Here is a 14615-nt window from a genome sequence, read left to right on the forward strand (position 1 = left end):
TTGGTTTAAAATCAGCGGATCATTACCGCAGCCATGGGTAATCTGCCGGGTTCGCTTCGTGCATGATACGATATACTTTTTCAAAGATATCCTCAGCACTTGGCTTGGAGAAATAATCTCCATCTGTACCGTAGGCAGGTCGGTGTGGCCTTGCAGCAAGGGTTTGTGGTGCACTGTCCAGGAATCGGTATGCCCCCTGTTTCTCGATCACCTCCTGTAAAAGATAGGCAGAACAGCCCCCGGGTACGTCTTCGTCTATGACCAACAAGCGATTGGTCTTTTCAACACTTTTACCCACTTCTCCTTCAAGATCAAAGGGTAAAAGTGATTGTGCATCGATGACCTCGGCATCAATCCCTACCTCCAGTAACTCCTTTGCCACCTCCATAACGATCCTAAGCGTAGAACCATAAGAAAGTAAGGTAATATCAGAACCCTCTCGCATGACCTCCACTTTCCCGATAGGCGTACAATGTTCTCCCAGGTTATTCGGCGTAGGCTCTTTTAATCGGTAGCCGTTCAGGCTTTCCACGATCAACGCAGGTTCATCTGTCTTCATAAGGGTATTATAGAACCCTGAAGCCTGTGTCATGTTCCTCGGGGTAAGAATATACATTCCCCTCAGTAAATGGATTACAGCACCCATCTGTGATCCTGAGTGCCAGATTCCTTCCAGTCGATGTCCTCTTGTTCTAACGATTAGCGGAGCTTTTTGCTTCCCTACAGAACGGTAGAGTAGGGTAGCCAGGTCATCGCTAAGCGTTTGTAGCCCGTATAAGAGGTAATCCAGGTATTGTATCTCTGCGATCGGTCGAAGGCCTCGTAAAGCCAAACCAATTCCCTGGCCTATAATAGTAGCCTCCCGTATGCCGGTATCAGCGATTCGGAGCTTACCGTATTTTTTCTGCAAGCCTTCCAGGCCTTGGTTAACATCCCCGATAGCTCCACTGTCTTCTCCGAAGATCAAAGCTTCCGGGTGCCTGCCAAACAATTGGTCAAAATTATCCCTCAGGATGATCCTTCCGTCTACCGCTTCAGGATTTTCATCGTAGGTGGGTGGTACGGCGGCTATCTCCGTCGCCTTACCTTTGGTTTCTTTATAAAGATGGGAGCTGTAGTTAGGTTGTTCTTTATCTATATAATCGGAAATCCAATCGGATAATACCTGTTTTGCTTCAGAAGTCTCACCGATCATGTATCTCAGCGCCTTTCGGGCTTTGGATACCAGGTCTTTCTTCATGGGCTCATCAATAGCGATGAGATCGTTCTTTAATTTGGCAATAAATACCTTGTTATTGCTGGCCTGTGCTGCATTTTCAAGGGTTGCTACCAGTTTTTTCTTGGCTTCTTTTTGTGGAGCCAGGAACTCTAACCAAGCCTCTTTTTTGGCCAGCCTGACTTCTTTTTTGATCTTCTTTTCCAGATCGGTCAGGGCATCTTCATCAGCAATATTATTTTCTAGGATCCAGGAGCGGAATTTTTTATTACAGTCGTATTCCTTTTCCCACTCCAGTCGCTCTTCAGACTTATAACGCTCATGTGACCCCGAAGTAGAATGTCCTTGCGGTTGAGTGAGTTCAACGACATGGATCAGTACGGGCACATGTTCTTCCCTGGAAATATCCGAGGCATTTTCGTAAGTATGGATAAGGGCTGTATAATCCCAACCCTTCACTTTCAGTATTTCGTAACCCGGGTTCTCTTCGTCTCTCTGGAATCCTTTAAGAATCTCAGATATATCTTCTTTGGTGGTCTGGTACTGGGCAGGTACGGATATCCCGTATTTATCATCCCAGACACTCACTACCATGGGCACTTGTAAAACCCCGGCAGCATTTATAGTTTCAAAAAAATGACCTTCACTGGTACTGGCGTTTCCAATAGTTCCCCATGCTACTTCATTCCCATTGACAGAGAATTTTTCAGCATCGATTCCTTTGACATGTCGGTATATTTTGGAGGCCTGGGCCAAACCTAACAACCTGGGCATTTGTCCTGCAGTAGGAGAGATGTCAGGACTACTGTTTTTTTGTTTGGTAAGGAATTTCCAGCTGCCGTCCTCGTTCAGGCTGTAAGTGCCAAAATGCCCACCCATCTGCCTACCGGCACTCATTGGTTCCTGGGCAATATCTGTGGTGGCATATAAGCCGTGAAAAAAGTCTTTAGGTTTAAGCAGGTCTAAGGCCATCATAAAGGTCTGGTCCCTGTAGTATCCACTTCGGAAGTCGCCATCCTTGAAAGCTCTTGCCATGGCAAGTTGTGGTAATTCTTTTCCGTCGCCAAAAATACCGAACTTCGCTTTTCCGGTGAGAACTTCCCTGCGACCAAGAACACTGCATTCCCTGCTGGTTACTGCGGTCTGGTAGTCCTGGAGTATTTGCGCCCTGAAATCCTCAAATGATATATCGTCTCCGGTCTCTAGTTTAACTTTCATAGGGCTAAGTTCATGTTTGCTGCAAAAATATCAAATCCAGTTGATTTTTGCAATGAGAAAATACGCTAAATGATTAATAATTTTTTAACAAAGCTTGGTTTGATGCCTAAAATTTTATGTATCCACTAAAATAAAGCTGTTATTCTGAGAATTATTCAATAAATCAGAACCATTGCCTGGTGAAAAGACCGGTTAGTGTACGCGGGCTTAAGGTTACGATAAAACGAATTTTCTGGTCGTAATTGGGTTGCCCCAGTTCCCATCCAAGGCTCGAATACACCGGGAAATACAGTTCAAAATAATCGGTAACCAGGTTAAGGCGGATACCGGAATCATAGACGAACCTGGCACTTTCCCCCTTATTTTTAAGGAATCCGGCATCTCCGTATACCTCTATCCACCTCCAAAGATTGAAACTGGCATTGGTGGTGGCCATCCAATCATTCGCAAAGGGGTTGGGGATTTTAGATTTAAACCCACCCTCAGCGATAATGATCTGCTGGCTGGTAATCCCGGACTCTTCTGATCTGCCCAGGTAATTAAGATCGAACAGGTAATCCGTAGGACGGTCTAGCGCAAAACTGAAAAAATCGGAATTGGTGGTATTTGAAAAGAATTTACCGGCAAAAAACCTCAGGTTCAGCTGTCGGTTATTCTCAAACAGCTTGCGGTACTCCATATCGAGGGCCAGCTTGGTGAAATTATTTTCATATTGGAAATCGGCAAACCAAGAGAAATAGTCGATTATCCCATTATTACTATGAATAAACCTGGCATTGAGCACACTGTAATCCGGTTCCGTTTCCAAATCTCCTAATGATGGGTCGATGGTCCTGAATACATTGACGTGTCGCAACAGCAGTGACTGTCTTTTGTTGGAACGCAGGTTATCCGGCCGCCAACCTAATGAGAAGGAAGGGGTCAGGGTAGAATAGCGGGAATTCTCCTGGAAATGAAACGTAGACCCTCCTAAACTGAAGTTACTGACGTATAAACCACTTTTAGCATGGTAATTCCTCAGGGTAAAACGACCGTAGCCTACCATGGATCTCTCCCTCATAGCGTAAGTAGGGGCAAAGTCGAATATAAAAGGTCGCTCTATCAGAGTTTTATTGGTAATGCGAATTCCGGGCGAAACTCCATCGTAAATATTGAAATTGGCTACGGGCATATAGAAGATCTGCCGGTAGTAAGGATCTTCCGCATCTTTCAGGAACTGTAGTTTCAACTTCTTATTACTGGAAAAAAAACCGTTCAGGGATTTCCAGTTATCCCTTTGATTGAATTCCGGGATTACCTGGTCATAATTCAGGACCAATCGGTCCTCGTCACCCCGTGGTAGGGTAACCTCTTTTTCTTCTTCAAAACCACTGATCCAGTATTTGGAGACGACCGAATCATTCTGCAAACCGAAAATAGAGATGGGCACCTTAGTTCCTGTTTTGTTCTTCAGGGTCACATGTAAGGAATCTTCTGTCTTTTCAACATCTCTGATCTTAAAATCGATTCTTTTATTTGATGAGACATAGTCTTCAAAGAACCAACCGATGTCCTTATTCGAATTTTGCTCGAGAACCCGCTCAAAATCGGCGGCGGTAACCGGGGCTAATCGATACTCCTGGTAGAATTCCTTAATACTGTTATCTACGCGTTCTTTCCCGATATACTCTCCGAGATAGGCCAGGCCCAGGCCCGCCTTATAAGTGTTGACAATCTTCTGGTTGAACTTGATGAGGGAATCATTGGGGGTAGTCAGGGGCTGATCCAGGTTCTTCCGAGCCATCAGCATGTAGAACAATGAATACTGGTCGTTAAAATCCAGTTGTGCCAGTTGAAAACTGCGCAATCCCCAGATGTCGGACAATTTCCCTAATAATTTTTGGTCCGGGTAGAATTCTTCTACGAATTGTATCATCAGGTAATTGACCATGGCATCACTAACCCAATTTTCATGTCTTGGATCCAGGAAGACCGTTTCCCTCATATAGCTACGCAACGCGGTCTTCAAAAATTTCATCTCAAACTGGAACTGTTCGTTATACGGCCTGATGAACGAAGGCAGCATATTTAATCCATACAAGGGATTCTTGTCAAAATCGATCTCGGAGACCAGTAATTGCTCATAGGGGAATTTCCCCAGGTTATCATCGATAAACCGGGTGATCCTGTTAATAGACAAGCCCTGGGAGAGTTCGTCGTATTTATTAGCCTGTATATCCGTAACTACGATAAGTTCCGGGGTAACATGTTTTTGGAAACGCTTTTGATGATTCAGGATAATATCGCAATTCTTGCGGTTAATCCCTTTTAGTGATGCGTATTGCTTCCCGGGCAGCCTGGTGATACTCACTTCGTTAAAGTTTGTACCCAGGTAAAGGGAATCAGGGAATACAAAATTAAGGTATGTATCTGTTACATCGGTATACAGATCTTCAAGGTTCTTATTACTGTAAAGATGCCAGGTGCTGTCGTACACCACGGGAGTAAGGTACCAGTCTTTCAGGTAATAACCCCCGCGACTGTTGTAGCCATATGGGGTGTACTTATTTGGCGGGAGTTGAACTTTATAGGTAAAAAAGATTTTGACTGAAGATCCCGGTGCTAGGGGTTTATTGAGGGCCACCCGGATCATGTCTTTCCCTTGCAGGTGTTTATAAGAGATAGCCCTGTATTCATCATCTACCACACCTAGAATTTCGGTGTACCCTCTTTCGTCCTCCGAGGCGAGATGGAGACTTTTTTTAAAATCTTCAGCAAAGCGTTCTGCCAGGGCTGTATTCTTGTCGGAATAAGCATTGGCCCAGTCGTTAAAGTAGACAAATTGCAGGGTATCCCTGGAGTCATTAACGTAGACAAATTCTTGCTGAATCTCTATCTGCTTGGACTCAGCGTCTAGCGTAGCAGTAATAATATTATTATGCTGCCCCTTTATTTCCTGGATCATACCAGTACATAGATAGGACAGCAATAGGATGGTAAAGGCATTAGAGCGCAGGGACACCATAAGCCTTTAGAAGTTTGGACTAAGAGTATGCCCTTTGTAAAAGGCATCAATTATGTCAACCACTTCCTCGGCATTATCTGCCAGGTGGATTAGGTCCAGGTCCGTGGCAGAGATGTTTCCTACACCTAACATGGTTTCTTTGATCCAGTCCAGCAGTCCCTGCCAGAATTCGGATCCGACCAGAATGATGGGAAACTTCCCGATCTTATTTGTCTGTATCAGTGTGATCGCTTCAAAGAGTTCATCCAGGGTTCCAAATCCGCCGGGCATTACCACGAATCCTTGTGAATACTTCACAAACATAACCTTGCGCACAAAGAAGTAATCAAAATCCAGGCTTTTATCACTGTCGATGTACGGGTTATCGTGCTGCTCAAAAGGCAGATCGATATTCAAACCTACCGAGGTTCCCCCGGCTTGGTGCGCGCCACGGTTACCGGCTTCCATGATCCCCGGCCCACCCCCGGTGATGATACCGTAACCGGCCTCAGCCACCTTCTGTGCAATCTCGATAGCCAATTGGTAGTACTTCCCGTCCTCTTTGGTCCGGGCTGAACCAAATATGGAAACGCATGGTCCTATGGCACTCATTTTTTCAAATCCATTTACAAATTCTCCCATGATCTTGAAGATCGCCCAGGAGTCGTTTGTTTTTATCTCATTCCATCCTTTAGAATGTTGTTCTTTTCTCATTGGTAATAGTCTGTATGTATTTATTTCCGCTTATGATATTCCCCTGCGGTAATTATCGGTCTACGGATTGAGGTATTTTTATCTTAAGTTCCTCTTTCAAGAACTTCGCAGTATGACTTTTAGTATGTTGTGCTACTTCTTCCGGGGTACCTGTGGCGACGACCTGTCCGCCATCACGTCCGCCCTCGTAACCTATATCTATAATATAGTCTGCCATCTTGATAACATCCATATTGTGTTCGATGACCAAGATAGTGTTTCCTTTATCAACCAGCTTATTTAATACGCCCATCAGCACTCGTATATCCTCAAAGTGAAGTCCGGTAGTAGGCTCGTCAAGGATATAGAACGTATTACCGGTATCTCTCTTAGAGAGCTCAGTGGCTAATTTAACCCGCTGTGCTTCACCCCCGGAGAGTGTGGTAGACTGTTGGCCCAGTGAGATATAACCAAGGCCTACATCCTGGATGGTCTTGAGTTTACGGTAGATCTTTGGAATATTTTCAAAGAATTCGACCGCCTCATTAATGGTCATTTCCAATACGTCCGATATAGATTTGCCTTTATAGCGGATCTCCAGGGTTTCCCTGTTAAATCGCTTGCCGTTGCAAGTCTCACATTCTACGTAGACATCAGGGAGGAAATTCATTTCTATTACCCGCATCCCACCGCCCTGGCAGGTTTCGCATCGCCCGCCTTTCACGTTAAAACTAAAACGGCCCGGCTTATATCCACGGATCGCAGCCTCAGGGGTCTTGGCAAACAGCGATCGGATCTCGCTGAAGACCCCGGTATAGGTTGCCGGGTTAGATCTCGGGGTACGCCCAATTGGCGACTGGTTGATATCGATTACCTTATCTATATGTTCAAGGCCCTTGATCGACTTGTAGGGCATGGGTTTTTTAACCCCGTTAAAATAGTGAGCGTTCATGATAGGGTAGAGGGTCTCGTTGACCAGGGTAGATTTTCCACTACCCGAAACCCCGGTAACCCCGATCAGGGTACCCAGCGGGAATTTGACCTTGATATCTTTCAGGTTATTCCCTGTACATCCTTCCAGGGTAATGGATTTTCCATTGCCCTTTCTCCTTTCTTCGGGAACGGGGATCTCCCGTGTTCCGGACATGTATTCTGCGGTTAAGGTTTTGTGGTGTGCCAATTCTGACGGTGGCCCCTCGGAAATTATCTCACCTCCATGCCGTCCTGCACGCGGACCAATATCAATGACATGGTCTGCACTGAGGATCATATCTTTATCATGCTCGACCACGATCACTGAATTCCCTAAATCCCTCAGTGATTCCAGGGAATTTATCAGGCGTTGGTTGTCCCGTTGATGTAAGCCGATACTGGGCTCATCCAGGATATATAAAACTCCGACAAGTTGCGAGCCGATCTGGGTGGCCAGCCGAATACGCTGCGCTTCACCCCCCGATAAGGATTTTGAGCTGCGGTTCAATGATAGGTAATTGAGGCCTACATCCAGTAAAAACTGCACTCGGCTGCTGATCTCCTTAATGATCTCACTGGCAATGATCTTCTGGTTACCTTCCAGGGAGTGATCCAGATTCTCAAAGAATTCAGCCAATTCCCCGATATCCATATGAGCCAGGTCTGCAATACTTTTTTCAGAAATCCTGAAGTTAAGTGCTTCTTTTTTCAGGCGACTCCCCTCGCAGGCAGGACATTCTACCTTATCCATATATTCCTTTGCCCAGAGCCGGATAGCCCTGCTGTCATTACTTTCAAACTGGCTGTGGATAAAATTGGCGATGCCTTCGTAATCAATATGGTACTGCCGTTTTACCCCAAGGGTTTTGGAGGTATAATCAAATTTTTCGTTTCCGCCGTTCATGATCACATCCAGGGCTTCTGCCGGGATCTTCTCTATTGGGTCGGTCAATTCGAACCCATAGCGGGTACCGATGGTTTCCAGCTGTCGGAATGCCCAGGATTTCTTGAATTCTCCCAATGGAGCTAATCCTCCGGCCTTGATAGACAGCTTTGGATTAGGGATGATCTTTTTCTTATTAACCTGGTGAACGTGGCCCAGGCCGTTGCACTTAGGACACATCCCTTTGGGCGAATTAAAGGAAAAGGTATTGGGTTCCGGGTTGGGGTAGGAGATACCCGTAGTAGGGCACATGAGGTCACGACTGAAGTATCGCGGCACTTCGGCTCCTTCTTCCAGGACCATCATCACATTGTCTCCGTGGTACATGGCCGTGGGGATTGTTTCAGCAAGTCTTTTCTGGAAATCGGGGGTATCCGAGACCTTTAAACGATCTATAATGATCTCTATGTCATGTGTTTTATAACGGTCTACTTTCATCCCCTTGACCAGGTCGCGGATCTCACCATCTACACGTACTTTTACAAAACCTTGTTTTGCAATCTGCTCAAATAGTTCCCTGTAATGACCTTTCCGGGAACGTATGACGGGAGCCAGGATATTGATCTTTTTACCGTCGTATGAAGATGTGATCAACTGCCCGATCTGCTCATCGTTATAACTGACCATCTTTTCCCCGGTATTGTAGCTATAAGCATCTGCAGCCCTTGCGAACAGCAGCCTTAAAAAATCGTAAACTTCGGTGATGGTCCCCACGGTAGACCGGGGTGATTTAGAGGTAGTTTTCTGTTCTATGGCAATTACAGGCGAGAGACCATCAATCTTGTCTACATCAGGCCTTTCTAATCCCCCCAGGAATTGCCTTGCGTAGGCCGAAAAGGTTTCAATATACCTTCGTTGTCCTTCTGCATAGATGGTATCAAAGGCCAGTGACGACTTGCCACTGCCGCTGAGCCCTGTAATTACAACCAATTGTTCCCTGGGGATGGTGACATCAATATTCTTTAGATTGTGTACCCTTGCCCCCTTTACTTCTATGTTCTCTTCGTATCTTATCATTAACAATCAGCCAAACCGCTAAAATACAATAATCAGCCGTAAAACGGAAGCAGCATTCATCTTGCCGGCTGTTAATATCAGGTTAAGATTTAAAACGCTCAGGCACCCGGTAGAGCATTCGCCGGGTTCTTCTCACTCAGGTATTTCCAATAGCGACGCGGAACGTGTTGTTCGTGAAGTTTTTTGTTGATTCTTGATCGAATATTGGTCTTCTGAAAATAAGTGCCCCAGAGCTGCTGGTAAGCACTTTCATCTTCGTGGAATTCATCTCCCAGCTTCAGGCTATTGGTATAAGACTTAGGCAGGTCCATATTGACTAAGCTTAGTCGGTTTCCATCATAATGGAGGCCATAATTGCGTTTCAGGTCGTATATGATCCACTCCTGGTCTGCATAACGGGAACGGAAATGGCGTGAGATTAAGGGCAGTACATTGAAGTCAGGTTCAATATTGGCAAAATAGATTCCATCTGCGGTAAGCTGAAATCGAACAAAAGCTTCCATCCGATGCTTTTCACGCCCCACCTTACGAGCCAATTGTTCGATGCGCAGCACCATTTCGTTCCCGAGATCTGTGCGAACTGCACGTACTTCTGAAAAGATTCTCTGTATATAGGATAACAACAGCCGCTCTATACCTTCCTGCTCACTGAGAAAAGCAAAATAGATCTCTTTAATGGCCTGCCCGTTTTTTTTTCTTATCCCGTTCCACACCCTTTGAGCCAGGGCCGTATCAGTCACGATATAGACGGCATCCGAGAACAACCCATGTTGGCCATGGTCCGCTCTTTGGATATCCGCAGTGATGATCTTATCACTGTAAGTTTTAAACACTGCGGTCAGAAAACCGTTAAAACTTCCGTCGTAAAGTAAAATTGTAGCTTGTTCCATGATCAATTGAATAAACTGAGTTGATTAGAGTGAAGGTGTCTGTATTTGCCATGAGACTGCTGTAAGATCAGCGCTTTAAGGTTACCTGCTTCCCGGTCCCTGTGGTATACATCAGGGGAGGCACAGGTGATAAAATATTTGGCCCGGTTCAGGGCCAACTGAAAGCGGGAGAGGTGATCCCAGGTAAGGGCGCGGTGTCTTCTAGCTTTTAAAATAGTGTGTACACTTTTGATCCCGATCCCGGGTACCCTCGCCAGCAGTTGTTTGTCAGCGGTATTTATATCTACGGGGAACAATTGTAAATTTCGAAGGGCCCAGCTGAGCTTGGGGTCTATATCGGTATCGAGGAAAGGCTTTTGCTCATCCAACAGTTCTTTTACTGAAAAACCATAAAACCGTAGCAGCCAGTCTGCCTGGTATAAGCGATTCTCCCGTAACACAGGAACCTGGGAACCCAATGCAGGTAAGCGGGTGTCCGAAGCCACGGGGATGTAGCCGGAATAGTAGACGCGTTTCATACCGTAGTTTCGATAGTAATGGGTGGCACTGTACATGATGTCCCGGTCAGACTCGCCCGTGGCACCAACGATCATCTGGGTACTCTGCCCGGCCGGAGCGTATTTAGGAGTATGGCGGTTCACCTTTAACTCGTCCCGGTATCGGATGATCTCGTTTTTCACCTTATTCATGGGCTGGGTAAAGTCTTCGTGACGCTTATCGGGAGCCAGTAATTTTAAACCGGAAATGGTGGGGATCTCAATATTGACCGATAAGCGGTCCGCGTACAGGCCAGCCTCGTACATGAGTTCATCACTCGCGCCCGGAATGGATTTCAGGTGGATATACCCATTAAAGTTTTCCTCTAACCGCAGCTTCTTCGCCACTGCGATCAGTCGCTCCATAGTATGGTCTGCACTCTTAAAGATACCGGAGCTCAGAAAGAGCCCCTCAATATAATTACGGCGGTAAAAATTAATAGTCAGGTCTACCACCTCCTGTATCTTAAAAGCGGCTCTTGGAATATCATTGCTCTTGCGGGTGACACAGTAGGCACAATCAAAAATACAGTGATTGGTAAGCAATATTTTCAGCAAGGAAACACATCGCCCATCTTCTGTATAACTATGGCAGATTCCCATTCCTGTGCTATCGCCCAGACCTTTGGATGTATTTTTCCGGTTACTGCCGCTGCTGGCACAAGAGACATCGTATTTAGCGGCATCGGCCAGTATACTTAATTTTTCACGAATTCTGTTATAATCCATTCCCAGGTTAAGTTTTGATTTGAACTATTCAAATAGGTTCAGTTGCATTCCGCTGGTCGCTGATGCTTCTAAAGAAGAGGTGCTTTTTACCCTTCCCCGTCTTCTCACTCTCACCTGCCCGGGTTGTTGCCCCTGGTCCTCCATTCCCTTCCGTGCCCAATCGGCCAATTTCTGCTGTAGTATCATCACGCATTATTTGTAATTATTCCAAAATTATGGAAATATTCCTAATATTGGAAATAATCCAAATAAAATTTTGGAAATACTCCAAATTTTGTACTTTTGAAGAGGGCCGGGAACTCTGATGTGATAGGCGCAGCATCAGGATAGACAGGGGCTTATTGATAAAAGGATATGTATTATGGACCAGGAGTTAACGATTAAAAGATTCACCGAAGTTCGCAGGGCATTAGGGTATACCCAGGCAGAGTTCGCCCAGTTATTAGGCATATCCAGCACTACTGCGGATATTGAAAGGGGAAGGACCAAACTATCCGGTAAGGTGGTTGCCGAACTCCTGAAAACCTTCAAGATTAATCCGCTGTGGTTATATGGGGAAAGCGATCAGCAATACCTGGAAACCGCTAATGTGAATGTCATTCCAAAGGTGGTGACCGTCGATTCTGCTGACCGCGATAATATGGTCCTGGTCAATGCCAAGGCAGCAGCCGGATATCCTCAGAATATTCAGGATACGAGTTGGTACCAGCAACTGCCAGCGTTTGACCTTCCCTTACCCGAGTTCAGGAATGCCACTTACCGGGGATTCCAGGTAGAAGGAGACAGTATGCTGCCCAATCTTAGACCGGGAGAGTGGGTTCTTGCCAAGGCTGTAGAGAGTTTAGAAGATGTAAGTGCTAACAAGATGTATGTGGTGGTATTACAGGATGCGGTACTGGTTAAAAAGATAGAAAGGCCGCCTAACAGCAGGAGGGTAATGCTCATTTCCCTTAACGAGACCTACCCGCCATACGAGGTAGACCCCCAGCATATCCAGGAGCTCTGGCAGGTGAGCAGTAAGATCACATTTGGTCTGGATGCAACCACCGAAAAAGGATTATTAAAGCAACTGCAGGAATCCATGGACGACCTTAAACGCCAGCTGGGTAAATCCTGATCTGCAAATAGGGAATTAATCTATCAATAACCAACAGCGGTATCGTCACCCCTTGGATCGGCTCCGCCTTCCAGTCGACCATCCTCTAAGATCTTAATGGCATCTACCTTCCCGATGACCGGTGTACGTCCTTGGTTAATATGGTACCCTTTAGATTCCAGTGTTTTAATAAGCTCCTCGGAAAAAGCTTCGGGCTCAAAGACGATCTCGTCCGGCAGCCACTGGTGATGAAACCTCGGGGCATTTACTGCCTCCTGCATGCTCAGGTTAAACTCCTGTACGTTGAGAATGGTCTGTGCTACTGCGGTTATGATGGTAGAACCACCGGGGGTACCCACTACCATCCATAGCTTTCCATCTTTTTCCACTATGGTCGGGGTCATACTGCTCAGCATTCGCTTACCCGGTGCTATACTATTGGCTTCGGCACCGATAAGACCAAACATATTGGGAACACCTGCCTTAGCACTAAAATCGTCCATTTCATTGTTGAGGAAGAAGCCCAGTTCATCAGAATAGAGTTTAGAACCGTAGGCTCCGTTCAGGGTGGTGGTTACGGAAACAGCATTACCCTCCGAATCCACTATAGAATAGTGAGTTGTTTCCATACTTTCGGCCATCTGCACCTGTCCTTCCCTGATCTCCTCTGAAGGTGTGGCCTGCTTAAAACTGAAATCGGACATCCTTTCCTGCAGGTAGCTCTCGCTCAACAGGTAATCTAATGGAATATCCACAAAGTCCGGATCTCCCAGGTAGTAATTCCGGTCTGCATAAGCCCTTCTGAAGGCTTCGGTCAGCAACTGTATGGATTCTGCACTGTTATGTCCGAATTTCGACAAGTTATAAGGCGCGATCATTCTGAAGATCTGGTTCATGGTCACCCCACCACTGCTGGGGGGGCTCATGGAAATAATTCGCAGGTCCTCGTAATTGAAAATAACGGGCTGTCGCCATTTGGCCTCGTATGCGGCCAGGTCTTCGGTGGTCACATAACCGCCTCTTTGCTGTATGAATTTGGCAAGGGTTTGTGCTATATCGCCCTTATAAAAAGCATCCCTCCCATGCAATGAAATTTGTGTGAGTGTTTCTGCCAGGGCAGGGTATTTTAGGCTATCACCGGCCTTACACTGAGTGTAGAAGAAGGTGCTGTCCCCGCTGACTTCCAAGATCTCATCACGGTATTTATCTAATCGTTCTGCTTGTTTTTCTGTGACGACAACCCCGTTTTTTGCCAGGGCTATCACAGGGGCAAAGATCTCCTCTATAGGGAGGGAACCAAATTTTTTATGAACCTCGAATACCCCTGCTACGGTCCCCGGTACCCCGACAGCGGTAGCTCCTATCCTGCTTCTTCCCGGGATAACGTTCCCGAGCGAATCCAGGTACATATCCTTATCAGCAGAAAGGGGGGCCATTTCCCGGTAATCCAGCGCACCGACATCTCCGTCAGCTTTCCTGTAGACCATAAAACCGCCACCTCCTAAATTACCGGCAAAGGGGTAAGCCACAGCCAATGCCATCTCTGTAGCCACCATGGCATCAAATGCGTTACCGCCTTTCTTCAGGATTTCCACCCCTATTCGGGATGCTTCTTCCCTGGCCGATACTACCATCGCCTTTTCCGCAACAAACCCGGTGGGTTCTGCTTCTTTCCGGGCACATGAAATTATAAGTAAAAGAGGGATCAGGTAAATGAGTCGTCGCATAGTCTCAGGTATTTATCTTTGGCAAAAGATATAACTTCTTCAAAAAATAAGGTGAATTCAATTTCAAAAACGGTGTAATGTTCTTGCAGGTCTTCTACGGCAAAATTCATTTTACTGCGATTCTGTGTTCTGCGGTTCATTCCATTTAACACCCGGGAGATCCCGTCAATAGAGGCGTAGCTCAATAACCAATTGTCCGTGACCAGGTAGGGCATCATCCGTTGTACCCCTTCTGGTAATATCTCAAAATTCGTCTCGAGCAGATCATAAAACCGATCTGTATACAAGGGTAGGGGCATGCTGGAATAGCGCTGCCAGTTCTTGGCGAGGAAATGATCGTAAAATATGTCGACGATCACCCTGCTGTAGTGACTGTAATTCTTATGCAAACGTTTGCTACTCTGTTTGGTAATGGGATGTGCGTCAGTAAAAGTATCGATGGCGCGGTGCAATAATATTCCTTTTTGAATGCGGTCGGGGTAATGCTTAAACTTATTACCCTTGATACTGTCTGCTATAAAATTCCCAATGGTGATCTCGTCATCTTCAAAGGAAAGGTAGATATGCGCAAGGAAATTCATAGGTAACAGCTTAG

Annotated in this window: 10 protein-coding genes; 1 reads left to right on the plus strand and 9 read right to left on the minus strand. The window is 46.0% G+C overall.

Annotation, left to right across the window (positions count from 1 at the left end):
- Positions 1–22: 22 nt before the first annotated feature.
- The 7 genes from PP178_RS07680 to PP178_RS07710 form a co-directional block, all read right to left on the minus strand.
- On the minus strand, positions 23–2434 hold the full coding sequence (locus PP178_RS07680) for an alpha-ketoacid dehydrogenase subunit alpha/beta (RefSeq protein ID WP_272593755.1): 2412 nt from the start codon (positions 2432–2434) through the stop codon (positions 23–25).
- A gap of 163 nt (positions 2435–2597) precedes the next feature.
- Positions 2598–5378 carry a metalloprotease gene (locus tag PP178_RS07685; RefSeq protein ID WP_272593756.1) on the minus strand — a complete coding sequence of 927 codons (2781 nt, stop codon included), beginning with the start codon at positions 5376–5378 and terminating at the stop codon, positions 2598–2600.
- 66 nt (positions 5379–5444) lie between these two features.
- Positions 5445–6131 (minus strand): TIGR00730 family Rossman fold protein, encoded by a 687-nt coding sequence (locus tag PP178_RS07690; RefSeq protein ID WP_272593757.1) that lies wholly within the window; start codon positions 6129–6131, stop codon positions 5445–5447.
- Positions 6132–6183: 52 nt separating this feature from the next.
- Positions 6184–9042 carry an excinuclease ABC subunit UvrA gene (gene uvrA / locus PP178_RS07695; protein WP_272593758.1) on the minus strand — a complete coding sequence of 953 codons (2859 nt, stop codon included), beginning with the start codon at positions 9040–9042 and terminating at the stop codon, positions 6184–6186.
- A gap of 98 nt (positions 9043–9140) precedes the next feature.
- On the minus strand, positions 9141–9932 hold the full coding sequence (locus PP178_RS07700; RefSeq protein WP_272593759.1) for a TIGR03915 family putative DNA repair protein: 792 nt from the start codon (positions 9930–9932) through the stop codon (positions 9141–9143).
- 2 nt (positions 9933–9934) lie between these two features.
- Complete coding sequence (locus tag PP178_RS07705) at positions 9935–11197, minus strand: putative DNA modification/repair radical SAM protein (protein WP_272593760.1); 1263 nt, start codon at positions 11195–11197, stop codon at positions 9935–9937.
- Between the two features lie 24 nt (positions 11198–11221).
- On the minus strand, positions 11222–11386 hold the full coding sequence (locus PP178_RS07710; RefSeq protein WP_272593761.1) for a hypothetical protein: 165 nt from the start codon (positions 11384–11386) through the stop codon (positions 11222–11224).
- 172 nt (positions 11387–11558) lie between these two features.
- Between PP178_RS07710 and PP178_RS07715 the strand changes: the two genes are divergently transcribed.
- Positions 11559–12314 (plus strand): XRE family transcriptional regulator, encoded by a 756-nt coding sequence (locus PP178_RS07715; protein WP_272593762.1) that lies wholly within the window; start codon positions 11559–11561, stop codon positions 12312–12314.
- 23 nt (positions 12315–12337) lie between these two features.
- Here PP178_RS07715 and ggt read toward each other — a convergent pair whose 3' ends face one another.
- Both ggt and PP178_RS07725 read right to left on the minus strand, forming a co-directional pair.
- A complete protein-coding gene (gene ggt, locus PP178_RS07720) occupies positions 12338–14020 on the minus strand; it encodes a gamma-glutamyltransferase (RefSeq protein ID WP_272593763.1) in 1683 nt (560 codons plus the stop codon).
- Positions 13999–14601 (minus strand): acyl carrier protein phosphodiesterase, encoded by a 603-nt coding sequence (locus PP178_RS07725; RefSeq protein ID WP_272593764.1) that lies wholly within the window; start codon positions 14599–14601, stop codon positions 13999–14001. Before PP178_RS07725 ends, ggt begins: the two co-directional genes overlap by 22 nt.
- Positions 14602–14615: the final 14 nt, after the last annotated feature.

The organism is Zeaxanthinibacter sp. PT1 (genome assembly GCF_028464225.1).
Taxonomy (GTDB): domain Bacteria; phylum Bacteroidota; class Bacteroidia; order Flavobacteriales; family Flavobacteriaceae; genus Zeaxanthinibacter.